Genomic DNA, 22,188 nt, shown 5'->3' with positions numbered 1-22,188 from the left:
CCGATTGACCGGGTGATTCCCCTGCCTTGACTCGCCCACAATCCCGGTGTCTCTGCGCTCCCCAATTTCCAGCCGGAGGGCCGCCCATGAGCGAAGGGTCGCGCACAACACCCCAGACCGCCTTCATTTTCCCGGGTCAGGGCAGTCAGGCCGTGGGGATGGGCAAGGCCCTCGCCGACAATTTTCCCGCCGCCAAGGCGGTCTTCGAGGAGGTGGACGCCGCCCTCGGAGACAGCCTGACCAAGGTGATGTGGGAAGGTCCGTCCGACGAGCTGACCCTGACCGCCAACGCCCAGCCGGCGCTGATGGCGGTATCCATTGCCGCGCTTCGGGTTCTCGAATCGGAAGCCGGGCTTGATCTGGCCCGCGAGGCGGCCTTCGTCGCCGGCCATTCGCTGGGCGAATATTCGGCGCTGGCCGCCGCCGGCGCCCTCACCGTCACCGAGGCGGCGCGGCTCCTGCGCATCCGTGGCCGCGCCATGCAGGATGCGGTGCCGGTGGGCCAGGGCGCCATGGCCGCCCTGCTCGGCCTCGATTACGACCAGGCCGTCGCGGTGGCGGCGGAAGCCGCCGGCGACGACGTGTGCGAGGCGGCCAACGACAACGCCCCCGGGCAGGTCGTGGTCTCCGGCACCAAGGCCGCCGTGGAGCGCGCCATCCTCATCGCCAAGGAGCGCGGGGCGCTGAAGGCGGTGCTGCTGCCGGTGTCCGCCCCCTTCCATTGCCGCCTCATGGGCCCCGCCGCCGAGGCCATGGAAGTGGCCCTCTCCGGCTCCACCGTGATGACGCCGCGCGTGCCGCTGGTGGCCAATGTGCGCGCCTCCCCGGTCACCGACCCGGCCGAGATCGTCCGCCTTCTGGTGGAGCAGGTGACGGGCACCGTGCGCTGGCGCGAAAGCGTCATCTACATGGCCGGCGCGGGCGTCACCCGCGTGGTCGAGGTGGGCGCCGGCAAGGTGCTGTGCGGCCTCGTGAAGCGCATCGACAAGCAGATCGCGGCCAGCGCCGTGGGCACGCCCGACGACGTGGCGGCCTTCATCGCCGCCCGCAACGCGGCTGCTTCCGCCGCCTGACATCTTCTCACCGACGGACGCCCTCCCCGGAAAAAATCCGGGCGAGGGCGTCCGCGCGTCGGGACACCACCCGACCAAGCCGATACAACCGGCGGCGCAAAAGCCGCGACACCCGAAAGAAACTGGGGGCTGACATGTTCGATTTGACCGGCAAGACCGCGCTCGTGACCGGTGCCACCGGCGGCATCGGCGGCGCCATCGCCAAGGCGCTGCACGCCCAGGGCGCCACGGTCGCCGTCTCCGGAACCCGCCGCGAGGCGCTCGATGCCATCGCCGCCGAGATGGGCGGCGAGCGCGTCATCGTGCTGCCCTGCAATCTCGGCAACACCGAAGAGGTGGAGAAGCTCATCCCCGCCGCCGAGGAGGCGCTGGGCGGGCATGTGGACATCCTCGTCAACAATGCCGGCATCACCCGCGACAACATCTTCATGCGCCTGTCGGATGAGGCGTGGGACCAGGTAATCGCGGTGAACCTCACCGCCGCCTTCCGCCTGTCGCGCGCCGCGGTGCGCACCATGATGCGCCGCCGCTCCGGCCGCATCATCTCCATCACCTCCATCGTCGGCGTCACCGGCAATGCGGGTCAGGGCAATTATGCCGCCGCCAAGGCCGGCATGATCGGCATGTCCAAGTCGCTGGCGCAGGAAGTCGCCTCGCGCGGCGTGACGGTGAACTGCATCGCCCCCGGCTTCATCGCCACCCCCATGACCGACGCGCTCAACGAGAAGCAGCGCGAGGGCATCCTCAAGGCCGTGCCCGCCGCCAAGCTCGGCACCCCCGAGGACATCGCCGCCGCCTGCGTCTACCTCGCCTCCAACGAGGCCGCCTACGTCACCGGCCAGACGCTGCACGTCAACGGCGGCATGGCGATGATCTGACCCGATCCCGTCGCGTCCACCCGGTACCTTCAACCGGGTGGACGTTGTACGCGGGATGGGAACTCATCTATTCTTGATGTGCGTGCGGGGGCATGGGAGGCACGCATGAGGATAGAGCGGGTGCGCGCGGGCTCTCGGCCGGCGGATGTGCCTCTGCGGCAGAAGCCGAGGGGCGCGCTGTCGCGTTTCTGGGGCCGCATTCTCGATTTCTCGCTCGTTCTGTGGGTGGTCCGGGTTCCGCTGCTGAGCGTCCTCCTCGGCCTCGCCATGATGGCCGGCGTGACGCAGGCGCAGGACGTGACCCTCGACGTCGCCATGGCGGGCGCCCCGGTGGGCGCGACAGCCGGCCTCTCCCGCGCAATCCTCTCCCTCGTCGGTGCCGTCTTCCTGCTGTGGGCCATGCCGGTGCACTACGCCGCGCGGCTGCTGGTGGAGACGGACAACGGCCTTGCCGCCAAGGTCGCCCGGCGCGATTCCGCCGCCGGCCGCCGTGGCATTGCGGGGCATGACTGGCTGATGGCGGCGATGGTGCGCGAGGTGCCCCGCCTCATCGGCGCGCTGCCCTTCTTCATCTTCGCCATCGGCGCCAACGCGGCCATCTCCAACCTGCCGACGCTGGCCGACCGCCCCGCCGTCGATGCCGCCCACCACCAGCTTGTGCTGCTCGTCTGGGCCATGCTGGCGGGGGTGCCGCTCTTCTATCTCTATTGCGTGCTGCGCGGACGGCTGACGCAGGTGCAGGCCCTCGCCGCCCTCGATCGCGCGCTCGGGCGCTGGCTGAAGCCGGTGTTCGGCCTGCTCGGCATCGCGCCCCGGCGGGACGATGCCGAGGGCCAGCTCCACGCCTCCGGCCGCCTCGCGCTCCTGGTCTACGCCCTGCTGGTGGTGGCCGTGCTGGTGGCGAGCCCGCACTGGCTCGCCGCGCGCCTGCCGCTCGCTTATGCCGTGCCGCTCATCTTCGGCGGCTGGGTGCCCATCCTCGCCTATCTGTCCTCGGTGGGGCGGCGCTTCCATGTGCCGATCCTGACCGGCCTGTTCATCGCCGGCGCCATCGGCGTCTACGTGTTCGGCGACAATCACGCGGTGCGGACCGTGACCGCCGACGAGCCGGCCTACCGCCGCACCAGCCTCGTGCAGGCCGTCCATCTGTGGATGCAGGCCAATGGCTGCGCCGGGCAGCCCTCGTCCTGTCCGCGCCCGATCATCGTCGCCGCAGCCGGCGGGGCGAGCCGGGCGGGCTTCTTCACCGCCAGCGTGATCGGCCATTTCCTCGACTATGACCAGCAGAAGCCGGCCTTCAGCTTCACCCGCGCCGACGGCTCCAAGGTGAGCCGCGTGGCGCGGGATGACGGGCGCTTCACGCCGGCCATCCAGAGCGCGCTTGATGGGAAGGACATCGCCACCCGCCTGTTCGCCATCTCCGGCGTCTCCGGCGGCTCCTACGGCGCGGCGGTGGTGGCCGCCGCCTTGTCCGCCCGCACCGGCAAGGCGCCGCCGTGCCCGGCCGAAGCGCCCGCACACTGGTTCGGCGGTGCCATCCATGGCTGGCGCGACTGCCTGGAGAGCATGACGGCGGACGACTTCCTCACCGCCACCTTCTTCGGCCTCGCCTTCCACGATCAGGTGCAGCTCTTCCTGCGCGATCGCGCGGCGCTGCTGGAGGAGGCCTGGGAGGCGAGCTTCGCCCGTCACGCGGGGGCGGCGGGCGCTCCTGCCGGCCCGGGCGCTGCCCGCCGGCTCTCAGAGCCGTTCCTGAGCGCCCCGCGCGATCCCGAGCACTGGGTGCCCTATCTCGTCCTCAACGGCACCTCGGTGGAGACCGGCCAGCGCATCATCACCACCGACCTCCTGCCCACCTACGCGGCCGCCAGCCGCTGCCCGAGCGGCGGGCCCAACGCCGAATGCCCCATCTTTACCCACGCCATCGACTTCCACAGCCTCGTGCGCTCGGACCTCGACGTGCGGCTCTCCACGGCCGCCACCAACTCGGCCCGCTTCCCGGTGATCTCGCCGCCGGGCTCCATCTACCAGGTGGACACGGACGTGGTGGACCGCATCGTGGACGGCGGCTATTTCGAGAATTTCGGGGCCGAGAGCGCGCTCGAGCTGGCGCAGGCCATTGTGGACGTGGAGCCGGCGCTCGCCCCCTTCGTCCTCGTCATCTCCAATGATCCCCAGAGCGTGCTCACCGAGGAGCGCACCGCCCGCGGCGTGGTGGTGCCCGACGCGGCCGAACACAGCGTCCTGCCCGAGGTCGCCGGCCCGTTCGGTGCCATCGGCGCGGTGCGCGGCGGACGCGGCCGGCTGGCCGTCGCCCACGCCGCCGCATGGCTCGACGCCCGCTTCGGCGGGCGCTGCCCGGTGAACCTCGTGCAGATCAAGGTCTGGCCCGAGGACAGCGCCGGCCGCTGCCCGGTGGGCACCGCCACCCCGGAGAAGATCCGGCAGGTCTCCATGAGCTGGTGGCTCTCCAAGCCCGTGCAGATGAACCTGCACGAGCAACTGGAGCCCACCGCCGACCGCTGCAACAACCGCACGGCGGTGGAGCAGGTGTGGACCGCCCTCGCCACCCGCTCGGAAGCCTGCACCGGGCCGACGCCCTGAGGGGGCGAACGCCCTATATCTCGCGATCTCCAGCGTCGGCGGGTCAAATCGTCGCGTGCCGTATTGCGGTGCGGCACGGTTGGTGTTTTCATCTCTCCGTTGCGGCGCTTCAGGCAGGGAAATTCGGGTCGCAGGGGTGGCCCGAACGCTCCTTGCGCCGCGTGCTGGTGCCGGTTCGCAAGTCATCGAAGCTCCAGCGCAGGCGTTGCCGGGAAGCGGGAAAGGATCGAGCGGACGAGCGCGGAGGCGGCCGATGGAACGGTTGCTGGAAACACTGCTGCGACGCGTCATCGTGGATGGCGCGCTGAAGGTCACGACGGCCTCGGGCCGGAGCTTCACAGTGAGTACGCCCCCCCGCGCCGGACCGCCGCCCGCGCCGCTCGCCGTCCGCTTCACCAGCGCCGAGGCCGAGCGCGGCATCATCCTCGATCCCGAGCTGAAGCTGGGCGAGGCCTATATGGACGGCACGCTGGTGATGGAGGCCGGCAGCATCGCCGATCTCCTCGCGCTGCTCATGTCCCAGCCCGCCGCCTTCAATCCGAGCGTGCCGGCCAAGGCGTTCCATGTGCTGCGGCGACTGGGCCGGCGCATCGCCCAGTTCAATCCGCCCGAGCGGTCGCGGCGCAACGTGGCGCACCATTACGACATCGACGGCCGGCTCTATTCCCTCTTCCTCGATCACGACCGGCAATACAGCTGCGCCTATTTCGAGCATGAGGGGCAGAGCCTCGACGACGCCCAGCTCGCCAAGAAGCGCCACATCGCCGCCAAGCTGGTGCTGGACCGGCCGGGGCTGAAGGTGCTGGACATCGGCTCCGGCTGGGGCGGGCTCGCGCTCTATCTCGCGGAGATGGCGGGGGCGCAGGTCTCCGGCGTCACCCTCTCACAGGAGCAACTGGCGCTGGCCACCGCCCGCGCCGACGAGCGGGGCATGTCAGGGCATGTCTCCTTCGCCCTGCGCGACTATCGGGACGTGGAGGGCCCGTTCGACCGCGTCGTCTCGGTGGGCATGTTCGAGCATGTGGGCGTGGCCCATTACGGTGAATTCTTCCGCAAGGCGAAGAGCCTCCTGAAGGAAGACGGGGTGATGCTGCTGCACGCCATCGGGCGGTCCGACCCGCCGGGCGTCACCAACCCGTTCATCGCCCGCTACATCTTCCCCGGCGGCTACATTCCCGCTTTGTCGGAGGTGACGCCGCACATCGAGAAGAGCGGGCTCGTCGTCACCGACATCGAGCTGCTGCGGCTGCACTATGCCGAGACGCTGAAGGCGTGGCGCCAGCGCTTCCTCGCCCGCCGGGAGGAGGCGGCGCGCCTCACCGACGAGCGCTTCTGCCGGATGTGGGAATTCTATCTCGCCGCCAGCGAGATGGGCTTCCGGCATCAGGGCCTGAACGTGTTCCAGATCCAGCTTGCCCGCCGGCAGGATGCGGTGCCGCTCACCCGCGGCTACATCGCCGAGGCGGAAGCGCGGCTCCGCCGGGCCGAGGCCGGCTGCGCCACGCCGCTGCGGCTCGCGGGGGAATAGCCCCCGCGAGGACCGCCCTCAGACGAAATACAGCCAGGTGATGAGGGCGAAGGGCGGCAGCAGGAAGGTGAGGGACCACGCCATGTAGCCGAAGAAGCTCGGCATCTTCACGCCGCGGTGGCGGGCGATGGAGAGCACCATGAAGTTGGGCGCGTTGCCGATATAGGTGATGGCGCCCATGAACACCGCGCCGGCCGAGATGGCCTCCAGCGTCACCGCCAGCGGCCCCATCAGCTGGTGGGGATCGCCGCCGGCGAGGTTGAAGAAGACGAGATAGGTCGGGGCATTGTCGAGGAAGGCGGAGAGCGCGCCAGTCAGCCAGAAGTACCAGACATTGACCGGCTGGCCGTCCGGCGCGGTGACGAGATTGACCAGCGGGGCCAGCGCGCCGCTGGTGCCGGCCTTGAGGATGGCGATCACCGGAATGATGGTGAGGAAGATGGCGGCGAACAGCTTCGCCACCTCCTTGATGGGCTCCCAGTCGAAGCCGTTGCGCTCGCGCACCAGCGCCGGGGTGATGGCCAGCGAGATCAGCGCGAACACCAGGAGCAGCACGTCGCGCACGACCCATTGCAGCTCCACATGGGTGCCGTAGACGTCGAAATTGATGCCGGGCTTCCACAGCGCCGAGATGAGGATGGCGCCGATGATGCCGCCGAGCAGCGGCACGTTCTGCGCGCCGCGCAGGCCGAGACGCTCGGTGGTGGGCGTGGGGTCCGGCGCCTTGCGCGCGGTCGCATCCTCGCGGCTGTAGAAATAGCGGTCCAGCAGGTAGTAGGCGACGAGCAGGAAGGTCGCGACCACCGCCGTGTCGTGCAGGAGGTGGGTGGTCGTCCAGAAGAAGTTCACGCCCTTCAGGAAGCCGAGGAACAGCGGCGGATCGCCCAGCGGCGTCAGCGAGCCGCCGATGTTCGACACCAGGAAGATGAAGAACACCACCGTGTGCACATTGTGCCGGCGGCCGTCATTGGCGCGCAGCAGCGGGCGGATGAGCACCATGGAGGCACCGGTGGTGCCGATGAGGCTGGCGATGACCGTGCCGATGGCGAGGATCACCGTGTTCACCAGGGGCGTGCCCTTGATGTTGCCGGTGACGAGGATGCCGCCGGACACGGTGAACAGGGCGAACAGCAGGATGATGAAGGGGATGTATTCCAGGATCGCCGTGTGCACCACCTCGTGCGCCGTCGCCGACGGCCCGTAGGTGAGGGAGAAGGGCACGGCGAAGGCGAGGCCCCAGAACAGTGCCACCTTGCCGTAATGGTGGTGCCAGAAGTGCGACGCGAGCAGCGGGAACAGGGCGATCGACAGCAGCATTCCGGCGAAGGGAATGCCCCAGAGCAGCGGGAGCTTGGCGCCGTTGAGGGCGGGGACTCCGTCCGCCGCCAGTGCCGGCGCGGCCGAGAGGGTGGTCAGGAGGAGTGTTGCGGCAATGCCCGAAGCGACTCTCATCCCGCGACCCGGCGCCGTCATCGCCACCCTCCCCGTAGATATCCCAGGGTTTGATGGACGATGGGCCGGCATGTGGCAAGGCCAAACCGGCCCCGTTGTCCGACAGGAGAACCTCCCGCGCGTCCCGGACGCATGCAGTGCCGGACGCATCCAGCGTCACCGGAATGCACCGGCCATGCCCCTCTCCCGCGAGGGGAGAGGGGAGGACGGCGCGCTGCGCGGGAGTTCTTGCGCTGGACCCCGGATCAGCGCTCCGGCTGGCGCCGTCGCTTGTCCGGGGAACGGTGGGGGGCTCGCGTTGGCCGCCGTCGCTCGAGGAAGCGCTTTCGGCGGTGCGGGAAGGTTGACCGCAGGGTTCGTTTCTGTCCTAGTCCCGGCCGTTTCGACGCCTGACGGACCCATGACCCAAGATCGTATGACGGAGCACGCCCCCGAGCGCGCGCAAGAACGCACCCAGGACCGCTACAACGCCCGCGAAGCCGAGCCGAAGTGGCAGAAGACCTGGGCCGAACGCGGCATCTTCCGCACGCGCAACGACGACCCGCGTCCGAAATTCTTCGTCATGGAGATGTTCCCCTATCCGTCGGGGCGCATCCATATCGGCCACGGCCGCAACTATGTGATGGGCGACGTGCTCGCGCGCTACAAGCGCATGCAGGGCTTCAACGTGCTCCATCCCATGGGCTGGGACGCCTTCGGCCTGCCGGCGGAGAATGCCGCCATCGAGCGCGGCATCCACCCCAAGAGCTGGACCTACGAGAACATCGCCTCCATGCGCGAGCAGCTCCAGCTGCTCGGCCTCTCGCTGGACTGGAACCGCGAGATCGCCACCTGCGACCCGTCTTATTACGTGGAGCAGCAGCGCATCTTCCTCGACTTCCTGGACAACGGCCTCGCCTACCGGAAGGAGAGCGAGGTCAATTGGGACCCGGTTGATAACACCGTGCTCGCCAACGAGCAGGTCATCGATGGCCGCGGCTGGCGCTCCGGCGCCATCGTGGAGCGGCGCAAGCTGTCGCAGTGGTTCCTGCGCATCACCCAGTTCGCCCAGGAGCTGCTCGACGCCATCGACACGCTCGACCGCTGGCCGGACAAGGTGCGCCTCATGCAGCGCAACTGGATCGGCCGCTCGGAAGGTCTCGAGGTGCTGTTCGAGTTCGCCAAGGGCTCGCTCGCCGCCGGCAAGCTGCCGGCCGACACCAAGGCGGTGAAGGTCTACACCACCCGCCCGGACACCCTGTTCGGCGCCTCCTTCCTCGCGCTCTCGCCCGACCATCCGCTCGCCAAGCACCTCGCCGGTACGGATGGGCAGCTCTCCGCCTTCATCGCCGAGTGCAAGCGCGGCGGCACCTCGGCGGAAGAGATCGAGACGCAGGAGAAGAAGGGCTACGCCACCGGCCTCAGCGTCGTCCATCCGCTGGATGCCACGCGCACCGTGCCGGTCTACGTCGCTAACTTCGTGCTGATGGACTACGGCACCGGCGCCATCTTCGGCTGCCCGGCCCACGACCAGCGCGACTTCGACTTCGCCACCAAATACGGCCTCGCCATCACCCCCGTGGTGCTGCCCGAGGGCGCGGACCCCGCCACCTTCTCGGTGGCCGACGGGCCGTATGACGGCGACGGCACCCTGTTCAACTCCGCCTTCCTCGATGGCATGAGCGTGCCCGAGGCCAAGGAGGCGGTGGCCCGCCAGCTGGAGCGCTTCCGCGTCGCGGGCGAGCCGCAGGGCACAAGGCGGGTGAACTTCCGCCTGCGCGACTGGGGCATCTCGCGCCAGCGCTATTGGGGCTGCCCCATCCCGGTCATCCATTGCGACGATTGCGGCCCGGTGGGCGTGCCCCGCGACCAGCTTCCGGTGGAATTGCCGGACGACGTCACCTTCGACCGTCCCGGCAATCCGCTCGACCGCGCCAAGGCGTGGCGCGACGTGCCGTGCCCCAAGTGCGGCAAGCCGGCCCGGCGCGAGACGGACACCATGGACACCTTCGTGGATTCGTCCTGGTACTTCCTGCGCTACGCCTCCGACAACGTGGAGAAGCCGCTGGACAAGGCGGCGGTCTCCCATTGGCTGCCGGTGGACCAGTATATCGGCGGCATCGAGCACGCGATCCTGCACCTGCTCTATTCCCGCTTCTTCACCCGCGCGCTGAAGCATTGCGGCCGGGTGGACCTGGAGGAGCCCTTCGCCGGCCTCTTCACCCAGGGCATGATCGTCCACGAGACGTACAAGGATACCGAAGGCAAGTGGCTGTTCCCGGAGGAGGTGAAGCTCCTCGGCAACGGCAAGGCGGTGCGGATCTCGGACGGCTCGCCCGTCACCGTCTCCCCGCCGGAGAAGATGTCCAAGTCCAAGCGCAACGTGGTGGCGCCCGAGGTGGTGGCGGATACCTACGGCGTGGATTGCGCCCGCTGGTTCATGCTCTCCGACACCCCGCCCGAGCGCGACAGCGAGTGGACGCAGGGCGGCATCGAGGGCGCCTGGCGCTTCGTGCAGCGCGTGTGGCGCCTGGTGAACGAGGCGGTGGAGCTGGGCGCCAAGCCCGGCGCGCCGTGTCCCGCGACCTTCGGCGAGCAGGCCCTCGGCCTGCGCCGCGCCGCCCACGGCCTCGTCGCGACGGTGGCCGAGGACATCGAGCGGCTGCGCTTCAACGTGGCCGTGGCGCATGTCCACGAGTTCGCCAACGCCTTCGGCTCGGCCATCGCCGCCGCCCGCTCGGCGCCCGAGGTGCCGGAAGACCTCGCCTTCGCGCTCCGCGAAGCCGCCGAGATGCTGACCGGGGTGGTGGCGCCCATGACGCCGCACCTCGCGGAGGAGTGCTGGGGCGTGCTCGGCCACGGGTCGCTGGTGGCGGAGGCCGCCTGGCCTGTCACCGAGGCCGATCTGCTGCGCCGTGACACGGTCACACTTCCGATCCAGATCAATGGCAAGAAGCGCGACGATATCGTCGTCCCGCGCGAGGCGACCCCGGCCGAGGTCGAGGCCGCCGTGCTTGCGCTGGAAAGCGTCCAGCGGGCACTCGACGGACGCGCGCCGAAGCGTATCATCGTGGTGCCGCAGAGGATCGTGAATGTCGTCGCCTGATCCGTCCTTCCGCATGCGCCCCGCCGCCCTTCTGGGGCGGCTGATGCTGGTGTGCGCCCTTTCCGGGGCGCTCGCGGGCTGCTTCCAGCCGCTCTATGCCGAGAATTCCACCACCGGCGGGCCGGCGCTGCTCGACAAGATGAAGGACGTGGAGATCGTCCAGATCCAGGGGCGGCTCGGCAACGATCTGCGCAACGACCTGATCTTCGCCCTCACCGGCGGCGAGGGGAATCCCAAGGGCGCGCCGCTGCAGATGATCATCACGGTGGATTCCTCCGTCTCCACAGCGCTCATCAATTCGGCCTCGGGCCTGCCCGAGAACCAGATCATCCGCGTCACCGCCAACTGGCGCATCATCAAGGCGGACGACAAGAAGAAGGCCACCGTGACGGAAGGCGCCGCCACCGGCACGGCCACCATCGACACCAGCGACCAGCGCTTCGCCAATTACAGCGCGCAGATCGACGCCGAGAAGCGCGCCGCTCGCTCCGTGGCGGACCAGATCAAGGCGCAGCTCGCCGCGTGGTTCATCCGTACCGGCAACGCGCCGCCGGCCCGTTCGGCGAGCTGAGCGGATGGTCGCGGTCCGGCCCGGCGACGCCGACGCGGCGCTCGCCCGGCGCGACCGGACAAAGAGCGTCATCCTCATTTACGGCCCCGACACCGGCCTCGTGCGCGAACGCGCCGAGGGCCTGGTGCGCCGCGCCGTGCCCGATGCCCACGATCCCTTCGCGCTGGTGCGGCTGGAGGGCGACGAGATCGCCTCCGATCCCCGCCGGCTGATCGACGAGACCTCCACCATCGGCCTGTTCGGCGGCGAGCGGGTGGTGTGGGTGCGCGCCGGCTCCAAGAACATCGTGCCCGCGATCCAGCCGGTGCTCTCCAATCCCTGCGACGCACTGGTGGTGGTGGAGGCCGGCGACCTGAAGAAGGGCGCTCCGCTGCGCACCCTGTGCGAGAACGCCCAGAACGCCCTCGCCATCGCCTGCTATGCCGACAGCGAGCGCGACCTCGCCCGCCTCGTGGATGCGATGATGGCGGAGGCAGGCCTGTCCATCGACCGCGACGCGCGCGAACTGCTCGTCTCCCTCATCGGCGGCGACCGGCTGGCCTCGCGCGGGGAGATCGCCAAGCTCATCCTCTATGGCATGGGCACCGAGCGGGTGACGCTGGAGGACGTGCGCCTCATCGTCGGCGACGCCTCGGCCCTGGCGCTGGACGACGTGGTGGATTCCGCCCTCGCCGGCGAGACGCGGGATGCGCTGGCGGCCCTCTCCAAGGCCTTCGGCGCGGCGACGCGGCCGGATGCCGTGCTGGGCGGATTGCTGCGCGCGCTCACCGCCTTGCATCCCATGACGCTGGCCGTGGCGGGGGGATCGAGCCCCGAGACGGTGGTGGGCTCGGCCCGCCCGCCGGTGCATTTCTCGCGCAAGCCCAAGCTGGAAAAGGCCCTGCGCGGCCTCGATCCCGACCGTTGCATGAAGGCGCTCCTCGCCGTGGACGACGCCGTCCTCGCCGCCCGCCGCAATGCGCCGCTGGCCCCCGCCATCTGCGAGCGCGTGGTGCTGCAGGTGGCCCAGCAGGCGGGGCGGCGGCGGTAGGGGCGCTCTTAGGCGTCGTCATTGCGGGGCCTGTCCCGGCCTTCACCCCGGAACCGCCGTCATGGCCGGGCTGGTCCCGGCCATCCACGTGGTCCGGCTGGGACTAATCCTACGGACAGTGGCGCCGTCGGCCCGACGTGGATGCCCGGCACAAGGCCGGGCATGACGGCACCGATAGGGGAGAGCGGCGGCGCTCACAGGCGGGCGATATTAGCCGGGACGGACGCGCCCCTTCGGGCCATTTTCCGCCATCGGGAGCTGGCGCCCAGCGATGCCATAAGTCCGGGGAGGGCGGCTTCGTCTCGCGTGCCGCCCTGTCCACGCCTGCCCGGAGCGTCGCATGAACTGGATCCTGCCGGAACGCATCGACAACCACTTCCCCGGCCACCGTGCGGTGGTGGCGGTGTTCGCGGTGATCACGGCCATGACCATCGGGCGCAGCCTGTTCCACATGTTCGCGCCGGATGGCGGGGCGCAGTCGGTGGCGCATATTCCGCTCAGCACCTTCTCGCCCGTCCAGGCGGGGCAGGCGGTCATCTTCGTCTTCGCGCTCTGGGGCCTGTCGCAGCTCATCATGGGGCTGCTCTACGTGGTCGCGCTGGCGCGCTATCGGGCGCTGATCCCGCTGCTGCTGGTGTTCATCGTCGTGGAATATACGAGCCGCTATTTGCTCGGCCACATGCGCCCGCTGGATGTCACCCACGCCCCGCCGGGCAAGATCCTGGACCATGTGATGATCCCGCTCGCCTTGGTGCTGCTGTTCTTCAGCCGGCCCGCCTTCGGCCGGCGCTGAGGCGCGCCGCTCAGGCCTTGTCGCGGGCCAGCTCGGCGAAATGGCCCTTCATCTGCAACCATCCGAGGGCCGCGAGGCCGGGCAGGCCGGCGACGGCGGTGAGGATGAAGAATAGCGGCCAGCCCGACGCCTCGGCGATGGCGCCGCTGGAGGAGCCGAGCAGGGTGCGGCCCACCGCGGTGAGCGCCGTCAGCAGCGCATACTGGGTGGCGGTATGCTCCCGTGCGCCGCACAGGGCCGAGAGATAGGCCACGAAGATCACCGTGCCGATGGCGCTGGTGAAGTTCTCGATGAGAATGACGCCCGTCAGCACCGCCTCGTTCGGGCCCACATAGGCCTGGAGCGTGAAGCCGAGGTTGGAGGTGATCTGCAGCACGCCGGAGATCCACAGGCAGGTCACCAGCGGGCGGGCACGGGCGATCCAGGCGCCGACAAAGCTGCCGGCGATGGTGCCGCCGAAGCCCACGACCTTCACGATCTCCACGTAGGTCGCCTTCGAGAAGCCGATGTCCAGCACGAACGGCCCGGTGAGCACGCCGGCGAAGGCATCGCAGAATTTGAACAGCATCACGAACAGCAGGATCATCACCGCCTGGTTGCGGCGCAGGAATTCGCCGAACGCGCCCACGGTGGTGGCGACGAGCCGGTGCCCGGTGCCTTCATCCGGCGCGCGCACCGGCGCCCGGGGTTCGCGGGCGAACAGGGTGGCGATGACGCCGATGGCGACGCACCCGGCGGCGATCATGTAGCCCCAGAACCAGCTGGTGCCGCGGGGCAGACCCAGCGCCGTCTCCAGATAGGCGACCAGCGCGATGACGCCGGCGCCGGTGGCCAGCATGGCGACGCGATAGCCGGTGACGTATCCGGCCATGCCGGCGGCCTGTTCGCTTGCACTTTCCAGCCGCTCCACGCGGAAGGCATCCACCGCGATGTCCTGCGTGGCCGAGGCGATGGCGACGGCCAGCGCGCAGGCGGCGACGCCGAAGGGGGCGCTGATGGGGTCCTGGAGCGCGAGCGCCGCGATGGCGGCGATGAGCACGATCTGGCAGGCCAGAAGCCAGCCGCGCCGCCGGCCGAGCAGGCGGGACAGGATCGGCACGTCCACCGCGTCCAGCACCGGCGCCCACAGGAATTTCAGAGTGTAGGGCAGGCCCACGAGGCTGAACAGGCCGATGGCGGTGAGCGTCACCCCCACGTCCTTCATCCACAGCGAGAGCGTGCCGCCGGTGAGCGCCAGCGGCAGGCCGGAGGAGAAGCCGAGCAGGCTGACGGAGAGCACGTCGCGCTGGGTGTAGAGCGCGACGGCCTCCTTCAGGGAGCGCCGCCGGGGGGCGTCGGCGCCGGTCGGGCTGAGGCTTTGCTCGGTCATCTCGATCCTTCCGCCATTCCCGGAACGCCGGTGGCGTGCCGCTGCGGGATGCTGCGCGCGGCATCCCGGTCCTCGCCCTGCTTTATGAGCGTGACCGGTGAAGAGGTCCCTACCGCGGCAGAAAGGGCCGGTCCGCGCTCACGCCTGCGGGTGGCTCCACAGGCCTTGCTCCACCTTGGACACCGCGATCACGGCCTGGGTGCGGCTTTCCACCCCGAGCTTCTGCAGGATGGCGGAGACGTGGGCCTTCACGGTGGCTTCCGAAACCGACAGCTCGTAGGCGATCTGCTTGTTGAGCCGGCCTTCGGCCAGCATCATCAGCACCCGCACCTGCTGGGGCGTGAGGGTGGAGAGCCGGGCGATGATGGCGTCGGTCTCGGCGTCGGCCTTGGTGGTCACGTTGATGTCGGGCGGCAGGAATGTCTCGCCCTTCAGCACCTGCGCCACCGCATCGCGCATGTTGCCGACGCTCATGCTCTTGGGGATGAAGCCCGAGGCGCCGAGATCGAGGCAGCGGCGGATCACCGCCGGCTCCTCATTGCCGGAGACCACAACCACCGGTATCGCCATGTACTGGGCGCGCAGATAGATGAGGCCGGAAAAGCCCCGCGCGCCGGGCATGGTGAGGTCGAGCAGGATGAGATCGAAGTCCTGGTCGCGCTCCAGCAGCGCCGTCAGATCGTCGAAAGTGCCGACCTCCTCGATCCTGGCATCGGCGCTGCGGCCGAGCACCGCCTCGCGCAAGGCACCGCGGAACAGGGGATGGTCGTCGGCGATGACGAGGCGCAGTCCGTTCCCGGCATCTTCCACCATGCTTCCTCCCCCGCAAGGCTTCTGCTTCTTGTCGCGCGGTCGCCACAACGTTAGCGCGAATCGATTCTGCGATCATCAATCCGTGGCGAAGCGGTGACAAGCCGATCAGGGAAATTGACCAAGCGTTCCGGTGAAAGTCAAAACCACCTCGCGCCGATGCGGCCGCTCGCGATGCTCCACGAGGTAGATTCCCTGCCACGTCCCGAGCCCCGGCCGCCCGCCACGCACCGGGATGGAGAGGCTGGCGTCGCTGAGCATGGTGCGCACATGGGCCGGCATGTCGTCCGGCCCCTCGGTGTCGTGCACCCAGCGGAAATTGCGCGGCGCGAGGGTGCGCAGGGCGGTGATGAGGTCGGTCTGCACGTCCGGGTCGGCGTTCTCCTGGATGGTGAGGGAGGCCGAGGTGTGCCGACAGAAGACGGTGAGCACGCCGTCGCCGGCCGAAATCTCGCTGAGGAAGGCGGAGGCCTCGCGGGTGATGTCGGTGAAGCCCTCGCCGGGCGTCTCCACCTGAAGCGTCGCCTCGGCGTGGCGCACGGCTCCGCTCAGTCTCGCCGGGGTGCGGCTGGTGCGCGCCATGGTGATCTCTCCTCCTGCTTGCGCGGCTTTCGCCCGCCACGTACCAGTTGGGGACCTGTCGCGCCGCGCCGTCGGGGCGGTTATTCCCGAACCATCAGGGTCCTTCAATGTCGAAGCTGGTTCTCGATCCCGCCGTGTTCTCCGACGCGGCCGTCGCGCCCGACACGCGCATGGTCAACGATGCCATCGTGAAGGCCCTGGGCGCCATCCCCGATCGCTGGGCGACCCCGCTGCCGGACATCCGCGCCGCCCGCCTCGCCGGCAAGGGCCCCTTCCCGCTGGCGCCGGAGAGCCCGCGCGCCTCGGTGGAGACCATCCCCGGCCCGCGCGGCGAAGTGCCAGTGCGCATCTTCCTGCCGGACGGGGCACCGAAGGGCGTCTATCTGCACATCCATGGCGGCGGCTGGACGGTGGGCTCGGCGCGCGAGAACGAGGCGCTGCTCGACCGCATCGCCGCAAACTGCGGCCTCGCCGTCGTCTCGGTGGACTACGCGCTGGCGCCGGAAGAGCCCTATCCCGCCGGCCCGGACGATTGCGAGGCGGCGGCGCTCTGGCTGCTTAAGGAGGGCAAGGCCCGCTTCGGCACCGAGCGCTTCGCCATCGGCGGCGAATCGGGCGGCGCGACTCTGGCCGTCGTCACGCTGCTACGCCTGCGCGACCGGCACGGCCTCAGCCCCTTCTCCGCCGCCGTGCTCACCGCCGGCTGCTACGATTTGCGCCTGACCCCTTCCGCCCGCAATTGGGGCGACCTGCCGCTGGTGCTGAACACGCGGGACATCACCTTCTTCGTCGGCAACTACCTGCGCCTTCAGGGCAAGGCGGACGACGCGGACGTCTCGCCGCTCCTCGCCAAGCTCAAGGGCCTGCCCAAGGCGCTGTTCATCGTCGGCGGCCGCGACGCACTGGTGGACGACACGCTGTTCATGGCCAACGCCTGGGCAGCGGCGGGGAATGGGGCGGAGCTGGAGGTCTATCCCGGCGGCTGCCACGTCTTCATCGCCTTCCCCGGCACCATCTCCGACCAGGCGCTGAAGCGCATCGACGGCTATCTGACGGAGTTCTGAGGCCGCTGTCCGTTCGGAGAACAGCTCTCGTGCACCGGACGCATGCCGCGATAGCGGAATGCGAGCCGGGGCCCAGCGCAAGGGTTCGCCGAAGGCACTTCCGACACTGCACCGCTCTCAGGCACTGCCCCGCTGCGCGGGAGTTCTTGCGCTGGACCCCGGATCAGCGCTCCGGCTGACCCCATCGCTTGTCCGGGGCATCCCCCTCAGAGCTTCTCCTGCCCGTTGGGCGCGCGGAATTCGTCGATGAGGCCGCGCAGGCGCTTGTAGAAGCGTTCGGCATAGTCGAGGGCGCGGTCCATGTCGGACGTATCGGCATTCGGTCCCGGCGTCGGCGGCAGGGGCGGGATGGGCGGCAGCTGGGCCGAGCGGCGCAGCGTCTCGTTTTCCGCCTGAAGGCGGGCGATCTCCGCCTCATAGGCATCGCGCGAATCCGGCACCGCCTCGCAGGAGAAGCCGGTGCCGCGCTTGGCGCACAGGGAGACGCGGCCGGTTTCCCGGTCGAGCTTCAGCGCGCCGCCCTCGACCGGCGCGAAGGAGAAACGCGGGGCGGCGGTTTCCCCGGGCGGCGGGGCGGGGGCCTGCGCGAACGCCGGCGCCGCCAGAAGCGTGGCGGCGAGGACCGCCGCGAGGGAGAGACCGGCCGACTGCGCCGGATGAGCCGGGAAGACCATGCGCGCCTCCGCATTGCGCGGCCCATTCCGCCGCGTCACTCCCGCTAGATAATCACGCGGATCGGGGCCGGAAGGGGGCAGGGCGCCTCAGGCCACGTCCGGCCGGTAGGGGGCGCGTCCCGAGGTGAGCGCCTCGTCCAGCAGATCGATGCGGTCCTGGCCCCAGAATACCTCGCCATCGAGCACGTAGGACGGCGCGCCGAACACGTCGGCGGCGAGCGCCTTGGCGCGGTTCTCCAGATAGATAGCGGCGATCTTCTCAGTGTCCGCCGCCGCCACCAGCTCGGCGCCGGGCAGGCCCACGGCATCGGCGCAGGCGGCGATCACCTCGGGCAGGCCGAGATTCTCCTGCCGCTCCCACACGCCGGAGAAGATGCGGCCCATGAGGTCCGCGGGCGCATGCCCCGCCTCCATGGCGGCGATGATGGTCTGGTCGGCCAGCGTGCCGTCGAACGGCCAGTGGGCGGGATGGACATTGAGCGCCACGCCGCGCTTCTCGCGCCAGCGCTGCAGCTCGAGAATGCGGTAGCGCTGGCGCGGCGGGGCGCGCTTGGGCAGCGGCAGCCCGCCCGTCTCGGCGAAGACGGGGCCGAGCGACACCGGATGGAAGCGCACGGTGACGCCATGGCGGGCGGCGACCGCCATCACCGGGCCATGGCCCAGGAAGGTCCAGGGGCTCACGCTGGAGAAGAAATAGTCGAGGCTACGCGGCGCGGCGGCGGTGGGGCTCATTCGGGGCAGGCCTTCTTGCGTGACATCCTTGGGCAGGGGGGATGCTAGAGGCTCTTTCCGCTGCCTTGAAGCCCACTGATCCAGATCAATCAGCGGATCAATCGACCGATCCGGAAGTTGTCCTTGCGCGGGGCGGCTTGACAGGGAGGCGCACGGTGCTTCCCTCTCAGGCGGCCCGGAGACGTTCCGGGAGGCGGTATGAGCGACGAACGGGAATCCGAGCTGGTCGGGCTCCAGAGCGAGCTGGCAGGGGTGGCGCTGAGGGCAGCCATGGCCAAGGATCCGCCGGGCGGACCCGAGGCGGCGGCCGCAGCCGGCGGCGCAAAAGCGCGGCGGACCGTGCGGATGAATCCGCTGGCATGGATGGCGGTGTCGTTTCTGGCCGGCGCGGTGGCGGGTTCGCTGCTCCGCCCGGTCAGGTGGGTGCGCAGAGGAAGGGACGCGGGATGAATTTCGACCAGCTGACGCGGAATCTGAAGATTCTGCTGCGCACCAACACCATCATTGCCGAAATCCACCTGCGCCACATCGCGGCCCGCGCCGGCCTCTTCGCCTTCGCCGCTCTGGTGGCGAGCTTCGGCGTGGTGATGCTGGGCGTCGCGCTGTTCCTGGCGCTGGAGCAGTCCATGGGGCCGATCTGGGCGGCCGTGGTGGTTGGCGGCGGCGGGCTCTTCCTCGCGCTCATCGTGGCCATCATCGGCGCGACGCTGAAGCCCTCCCGCGAGCTGGCGCTGGCCAATCAGGTGAGCCAGTCGGCCATGGATGCGGTGTCCGCGGACCTGCGCGCCACCCAGGCCAACGTCGCCTCCTACGCGTCGCTGGCCGCCGTGCCGGGGCTGATCCTGCCGGCGCTGACGCTGCTCGCCCGCCTGTTCCGCCGCCAGCCGCGGGCTTGAGGGTTTAGGCTCCGTTATCCGTCGGCTGGTCCGGAAGTCGGCGGTTGCCGAGTTCCGTTCGCAAAGGCGGACCGGGTTGCAGGGGGGGGGCCGGGGAATTCACTTCGCCACCTTGCGGCTCTCAGTGTCCCGGAACGCTTTTCGCTGTGGGGTGGATCGCCCGGACAAGCCGGCGATGACGCGACGAGGGGCCGTTCGCCCGCCGAAGACGCGCGCGCAGACCAACCCTCGCAGGGGCGACCGCCTGCCTTACGCCTTGCGCACCCAGCGCCCGTTCTCGTCCTGCTGCCAGTAGGTGAGCTCGTTGCCCGGCACCGCCTTGGCCTCGCGCCAGCGCTCGCGGGCCTTGGCCACCTGCTCGTCATCGCGCCCGTCGAAGAGATGGACGACGCGTGCATAAGGCGAGGCATCGGCCAAAGGCACCGCATCCACCAGAAAGCGCACCTGCGCGCCGTTGGGATTGGCCTCGGAGGTGGCGATGAGCACCGGCTGGCGCTCGGGCAGCGGCTGCGCCTCCGTGCCGTGGGGCAGGAAGGAGGCCTCGCTATAGGTCCACAGATGGGAATCGAGCGCGTCCCGCCGCTCCGCCGACCCGCACTGCACCACGCACCGCCAGCCGCGCTCCAGCGACTTCTCCAGCAGCATCGGCAGCACCTGCTCCAGGGGGCGGCGCTCAAGGTGGTAGAAGAGGATTTCGGTCATTGCGCGGAGGCTAGCACGCGGGGGCGGGAGCGTCCTGTCTCGTCGGGCCGTCGTCCTCCGGCTTGACCGGAGGACCCGTGGCGCCGTTCGTCCCGGCCGCCAGCAGTTGGCGTCGGCGGGGAAGGGACCCTCCGGTCGAGCCGGAGGGTCCGGTGGGGAGAGAGGCTTAGCCCCCCTCAGCCCTCGTAGTGGTCCTTCACCAGCTGGTCGAGCAGGCGCACGCCCCAGCCCGAGCCCCAGCTCTTGTTGATGTCGCTCGCGGGCGAAGACATGGCCGTGCCGGCGACGTCGAGATGCGCCCACGGGGTCTTGTCCACGAAGCGGTGCAGGAACTGGGCGGCGGTGATGGAGCCGGCGTTGCGGCCGCCGGTGTTCTTCATGTCGGCGAACTTCGAGTCGATCAGCTTGTCGTATTCCGGGCCGAGCGGCATGCGCCACACCCGCTCGCCGGTCTCCTGGCCGGCCTGGGTGAGGCGCGCCGAGAGTTCGTCGTCGTTGGAGAACAGGCCGGCATATTCCGAGCCCAGCGCCACCAGGATCGCCCCGGTGAGGGTGGCGAGGTCGATCATGAACTTCGGCTTGAAGCGCTCCTTGGCGTACCAGAGCACGTCGCACAGCACGAGCCGGCCTTCGGCGTCGGTGTTGATGATCTCGATGGTCTGGCCGGAGAGCGAGGTGACGATGTCGCCGGGGCGCTGGGCGGCGCCGTCGGGCATGTTCTCCACGAGGCCGATGAGGCCCACCGCGTTCACCTTCGCCTTGCGGGCGGCGAGCGCATACATGAGGCCGGTGACGCAGGCGGCGCCGCCCATGTCGCCCTTCATGTCTTCCATGCCGGCGGCCGGCTTGATGGAGATGCCGCCGGTGTCGAAGGTGACGCCCTTGCCGATGAAGGCGACGGGGGGCTCGCCCGATGGGCCGCCGTTCCAGCGCATCACCACGACGCGGCTTTCCTTGATGGAGCCCTGGCCGACGCCGAGCAGCGCCTTGAGGCCGGCCTCCGCGAGGGCCGCATCGTCCAGCACCTCGATCTCGACGCCCACGCCGGACAGATGCTCCTCGGCGCGGCGGGCGAATTCCGGCGGGTCGAGCACGTTGGCGGGCTCGTTCACCAGGTCGCGGGCGAACAGCACGCCGTCGCCCACCGCCTGCCGGGCGGTATAGGCGCGCTTGGTGCCGGCCTCGTCGGAGACGAGGAGGGTCACGGCGCGGGCGGTCGGCTCGGCGTCGTCCTTCTTCTTGGTCTTGTAGCGGTCGAAGCTGTAGCTGCGCAGCGAGATGCCCAGCGCCACCTCGGCGGCGGCATCGGCGGAGATCTTGGTGCCGGGCAGGTCGAGCACCACGCTCGCCTCGCGAGCGGAGGCGGGGAGCTTGCCGGCGATGAGGCCGCCGAGCTTCAGGAAGTCCTTGGGCTTCAGGTCCGCCGCCTTGCCCACCGAGATGACGATGAGGCGCGGCGCCTCGATGCCGGCGGGGGCGAGCAGGTCCAGCGCGCTCCAGGCCTTGCCCTTGAACTTCTCGGCGTCGAACGCGCGGGTCAGCGCCTTGTCCGCCCCCTTCACCAGCTTCTGCGCCTGCGTGCCGAAGGCGAGGCTTTCGTCGGTGAGCACCACGAGGACGCCCTTGGCGGCGGCGGTGAGCCGGGCGAACGAGACGGTGACGGGATCGGACATCAGGCGCTCCAGAAGCAGCGGGAGGGGCAGAATGGATTCAGAATATGCGTCGCCCTTGTCTAGCCCGGTCGGCGGACAGGGGGAACCGCCCTTGGCGTCACGGTGGTGCCGCCGCGCCCGAGCTTTCGGGGCTGGGGCTTACATAGGTGCCGGGGCGCGGTTGTGAACCGTTGTGCCAAAAGAAAAGGGGGCGCCAGGCGCCCCCATTCCTCATCTTCCCGAAAGGAAAGCCTCACTCGGCGGCTTCGCCACCGGCAGCCGCGGCGGCCTTGTCGGCCTTCTCCTTGGCGCGCTCCTGGGCCTTCTGGCCGGGCTCGGCCTTCTTCGGGTTGTTGCGGGTTTCGCGCTTCAGCAGGCCGGCGGCGTCGAGGAAGCGGGCCACGCGGTCGGTAGGCTGGGCGCCCTTCTCGAGCCAAGCCTTCGCCTTCTCGGTGTCGAGCACCACGCGGGTCTCGGAATCCTTGGCGAGCAGCGGGTTGAAGGTGCCGATCTTCTCGATGAAGCGGCCATCGCGCGGGGCGCGGGCGTCGGCGACGACGATGCGGTAGTAGGGACGCTTCTTGGCGCCGCCGCGGGCGAGACGGATCTTGAGGGACATGGTCTTCTTCCTTTTTAGGTCGATCGATGTGTTTCGATTTGAGTTGATCTATCGGCCGTCATGCCCCGGCTTGT

Annotated in this window: 20 protein-coding genes; 11 read left to right on the top strand and 9 right to left on the bottom strand. The window is 69.7% G+C overall.

Annotated elements, in window-relative coordinates; genetic code table 11:
• Positions 1-86: 86 nt before the first annotated feature.
• From fabD to FHT36_RS04780, 4 genes are all read left to right on the top strand, one after another.
• A complete protein-coding gene (gene fabD / locus FHT36_RS04795; RefSeq protein ID WP_169121320.1) occupies positions 87-1,073 on the top strand; it encodes an ACP S-malonyltransferase in 987 nt (328 codons plus the stop codon).
• Between the two features lie 134 nt (positions 1,074-1,207).
• Complete coding sequence (fabG, locus tag FHT36_RS04790) at positions 1,208-1,951, top strand: 3-oxoacyl-[acyl-carrier-protein] reductase (RefSeq protein ID WP_024279697.1); 744 nt, start codon at positions 1,208-1,210, stop codon at positions 1,949-1,951.
• Between the two features lie 120 nt (positions 1,952-2,071).
• A complete protein-coding gene (locus FHT36_RS04785; protein WP_169121319.1) occupies positions 2,072-4,555 on the top strand; it encodes a hypothetical protein in 2,484 nt (827 codons plus the stop codon).
• A gap of 253 nt (positions 4,556-4,808) precedes the next feature.
• Positions 4,809-6,083 carry a cyclopropane-fatty-acyl-phospholipid synthase family protein gene (locus tag FHT36_RS04780; RefSeq protein ID WP_169121318.1) on the top strand — a complete coding sequence of 425 codons (1,275 nt, stop codon included), beginning with the start codon at positions 4,809-4,811 and terminating at the stop codon, positions 6,081-6,083.
• An 18-nt stretch (positions 6,084-6,101) separates the two neighbouring features.
• On the opposite strand, the gene FHT36_RS04775 is transcribed toward FHT36_RS04780, so the two are convergent.
• Positions 6,102-7,535, bottom strand: coding sequence for a sodium:proton antiporter (locus FHT36_RS04775; protein ID WP_210257555.1), 1,434 nt, complete (start codon positions 7,533-7,535; stop codon positions 6,102-6,104).
• A gap of 400 nt (positions 7,536-7,935) precedes the next feature.
• Here FHT36_RS04775 and leuS point away from each other — a divergent pair, with 400 nt between their 5' ends.
• The 4 genes from leuS to FHT36_RS04755 all read left to right on the top strand — a co-directional run bounded on the left by leuS (position 7,936) and on the right by FHT36_RS04755 (position 13,014).
• Positions 7,936-10,620, top strand: coding sequence for a leucine--tRNA ligase (gene leuS, locus FHT36_RS04770; RefSeq protein WP_169121316.1), 2,685 nt, complete (start codon positions 7,936-7,938; stop codon positions 10,618-10,620).
• Positions 10,607-11,191, top strand: coding sequence for an LPS assembly lipoprotein LptE (lptE, locus tag FHT36_RS04765; protein ID WP_169121315.1), 585 nt, complete (start codon positions 10,607-10,609; stop codon positions 11,189-11,191). The genes leuS and lptE overlap by 14 nt, the downstream gene beginning before the upstream one ends.
• Positions 11,192-11,195: 4 nt before the next feature.
• A complete protein-coding gene (holA, locus tag FHT36_RS04760; RefSeq protein ID WP_169121314.1) occupies positions 11,196-12,221 on the top strand; it encodes a DNA polymerase III subunit delta in 1,026 nt (341 codons plus the stop codon).
• 340 nt (positions 12,222-12,561) lie between these two features.
• Positions 12,562-13,014, top strand: coding sequence for a hypothetical protein (locus FHT36_RS04755; RefSeq protein ID WP_169121313.1), 453 nt, complete (start codon positions 12,562-12,564; stop codon positions 13,012-13,014).
• A gap of 10 nt (positions 13,015-13,024) precedes the next feature.
• Here FHT36_RS04755 and FHT36_RS04750 read toward each other — a convergent pair whose 3' ends face one another.
• The 3 genes from FHT36_RS04750 to FHT36_RS04740 all read right to left on the bottom strand — a co-directional run bounded on the left by FHT36_RS04750 (position 13,025) and on the right by FHT36_RS04740 (position 15,775).
• Entirely contained in the window at positions 13,025-14,383 is a 1,359-nt protein-coding gene (locus tag FHT36_RS04750) for an AmpG family muropeptide MFS transporter (RefSeq protein WP_169121312.1), read from the bottom strand.
• Between the two features lie 138 nt (positions 14,384-14,521).
• Positions 14,522-15,196 (bottom strand): response regulator transcription factor, encoded by a 675-nt coding sequence (locus tag FHT36_RS04745; protein WP_169121311.1) that lies wholly within the window; start codon positions 15,194-15,196, stop codon positions 14,522-14,524.
• Between the two features lie 105 nt (positions 15,197-15,301).
• Positions 15,302-15,775: a secondary thiamine-phosphate synthase enzyme YjbQ gene (locus FHT36_RS04740; protein WP_169121310.1), complete on the bottom strand. Its 474-nt coding sequence runs from the start codon at positions 15,773-15,775 to the stop codon at positions 15,302-15,304.
• Positions 15,776-15,882: 107 nt separating this feature from the next.
• Between FHT36_RS04740 and FHT36_RS04735 the strand changes: the two genes are divergently transcribed.
• The gene (locus tag FHT36_RS04735) at positions 15,883-16,839 is read left to right on the top strand and encodes an alpha/beta hydrolase (protein WP_169121309.1); all 957 of its coding nucleotides are present in this window, start codon (positions 15,883-15,885) and stop codon (positions 16,837-16,839) included.
• Positions 16,840-17,045: 206 nt separating this feature from the next.
• Here the strand turns inward: FHT36_RS04735 and FHT36_RS04730 are convergent, their stop codons facing one another.
• Both FHT36_RS04730 and FHT36_RS04725 read right to left on the bottom strand, forming a co-directional pair.
• On the bottom strand, positions 17,046-17,513 hold the full coding sequence (locus tag FHT36_RS04730; RefSeq protein ID WP_169121308.1) for a hypothetical protein: 468 nt from the start codon (positions 17,511-17,513) through the stop codon (positions 17,046-17,048).
• An 87-nt stretch (positions 17,514-17,600) separates the two neighbouring features.
• Positions 17,601-18,245: a 2-hydroxychromene-2-carboxylate isomerase gene (locus tag FHT36_RS04725; RefSeq protein ID WP_169121307.1), complete on the bottom strand. Its 645-nt coding sequence runs from the start codon at positions 18,243-18,245 to the stop codon at positions 17,601-17,603.
• 198 nt (positions 18,246-18,443) lie between these two features.
• On the opposite strand from FHT36_RS04725, the gene FHT36_RS04720 reads away from it, so the two are divergent.
• Positions 18,444-18,695 (top strand): hypothetical protein, encoded by a 252-nt coding sequence (locus FHT36_RS04720; RefSeq protein ID WP_169121306.1) that lies wholly within the window; start codon positions 18,444-18,446, stop codon positions 18,693-18,695.
• A complete protein-coding gene (locus tag FHT36_RS04715) occupies positions 18,692-19,141 on the top strand; it encodes a phage holin family protein (protein ID WP_169121305.1) in 450 nt (149 codons plus the stop codon). The genes FHT36_RS04720 and FHT36_RS04715 overlap by 4 nt, the downstream gene beginning before the upstream one ends.
• 249 nt (positions 19,142-19,390) lie before the next feature.
• Here the strand turns inward: FHT36_RS04715 and FHT36_RS04710 are convergent, their stop codons facing one another.
• The 3 genes from FHT36_RS04710 to rpsP form a co-directional block, all read right to left on the bottom strand.
• Complete coding sequence (locus tag FHT36_RS04710) at positions 19,391-19,843, bottom strand: DNA polymerase III subunit chi (RefSeq protein WP_169121304.1); 453 nt, start codon at positions 19,841-19,843, stop codon at positions 19,391-19,393.
• 176 nt (positions 19,844-20,019) lie between these two features.
• Entirely contained in the window at positions 20,020-21,516 is a 1,497-nt protein-coding gene (locus FHT36_RS04705; protein WP_169121303.1) for a leucyl aminopeptidase, read from the bottom strand.
• A gap of 232 nt (positions 21,517-21,748) precedes the next feature.
• The gene (gene rpsP / locus FHT36_RS04700) at positions 21,749-22,114 is read right to left on the bottom strand and encodes a 30S ribosomal protein S16 (protein ID WP_169121302.1); all 366 of its coding nucleotides are present in this window, start codon (positions 22,112-22,114) and stop codon (positions 21,749-21,751) included.
• Between the last annotated feature and the right edge of the window lie 74 nt (positions 22,115-22,188).

The sequence above is a fragment of the Xanthobacter sp. SG618 genome (assembly GCF_012932745.1).
GTDB classification, from domain to species: domain Bacteria; phylum Pseudomonadota; class Alphaproteobacteria; order Rhizobiales; family Xanthobacteraceae; genus Xanthobacter; species Xanthobacter flavus.
The sequence above is the reverse complement of the archived record's forward strand: the minus strand, read 5'-3'. Positions and strand labels throughout refer to the sequence as shown.

Coding starts and splice junctions, on each gene's coding strand:
- fabD (WP_169121320.1), top strand. CDS start 87: ATGAGCGAAGGGTCGCGCACAACACCCCAGACCGCCTTCATTTTCCCG.
- fabG (WP_024279697.1), top strand. CDS start 1,208: ATGTTCGATTTGACCGGCAAGACCGCGCTCGTGACCGGTGCCACCGGC.
- FHT36_RS04780 (WP_169121318.1), top strand. CDS start 4,809: ATGGAACGGTTGCTGGAAACACTGCTGCGACGCGTCATCGTGGATGGC.
- FHT36_RS04775 (WP_210257555.1), bottom strand. CDS start 7,535: ATGAGAGTCGCTTCGGGCATTGCCGCAACACTCCTCCTGACCACCCTC.
- leuS (WP_169121316.1), top strand. CDS start 7,936: ATGACCCAAGATCGTATGACGGAGCACGCCCCCGAGCGCGCGCAAGAA.
- lptE (WP_169121315.1), top strand. CDS start 10,607: ATGTCGTCGCCTGATCCGTCCTTCCGCATGCGCCCCGCCGCCCTTCTG.
- holA (WP_169121314.1), top strand. CDS start 11,196: ATGGTCGCGGTCCGGCCCGGCGACGCCGACGCGGCGCTCGCCCGGCGC.
- FHT36_RS04755 (WP_169121313.1), top strand. CDS start 12,562: ATGAACTGGATCCTGCCGGAACGCATCGACAACCACTTCCCCGGCCAC.
- FHT36_RS04750 (WP_169121312.1), bottom strand. CDS start 14,383: ATGACCGAGCAAAGCCTCAGCCCGACCGGCGCCGACGCCCCCCGGCGG.
- FHT36_RS04745 (WP_169121311.1), bottom strand. CDS start 15,196: ATGGTGGAAGATGCCGGGAACGGACTGCGCCTCGTCATCGCCGACGAC.
- FHT36_RS04740 (WP_169121310.1), bottom strand. CDS start 15,775: ATGGCGCGCACCAGCCGCACCCCGGCGAGACTGAGCGGAGCCGTGCGC.
- FHT36_RS04735 (WP_169121309.1), top strand. CDS start 15,883: ATGTCGAAGCTGGTTCTCGATCCCGCCGTGTTCTCCGACGCGGCCGTC.
- FHT36_RS04730 (WP_169121308.1), bottom strand. CDS start 17,513: ATGGTCTTCCCGGCTCATCCGGCGCAGTCGGCCGGTCTCTCCCTCGCG.
- FHT36_RS04725 (WP_169121307.1), bottom strand. CDS start 18,245: ATGAGCCCCACCGCCGCCGCGCCGCGTAGCCTCGACTATTTCTTCTCC.
- FHT36_RS04720 (WP_169121306.1), top strand. CDS start 18,444: ATGAGCGACGAACGGGAATCCGAGCTGGTCGGGCTCCAGAGCGAGCTG.
- FHT36_RS04715 (WP_169121305.1), top strand. CDS start 18,692: ATGAATTTCGACCAGCTGACGCGGAATCTGAAGATTCTGCTGCGCACC.
- FHT36_RS04710 (WP_169121304.1), bottom strand. CDS start 19,843: ATGACCGAAATCCTCTTCTACCACCTTGAGCGCCGCCCCCTGGAGCAG.
- FHT36_RS04705 (WP_169121303.1), bottom strand. CDS start 21,516: ATGTCCGATCCCGTCACCGTCTCGTTCGCCCGGCTCACCGCCGCCGCC.
- rpsP (WP_169121302.1), bottom strand. CDS start 22,114: ATGTCCCTCAAGATCCGTCTCGCCCGCGGCGGCGCCAAGAAGCGTCCC.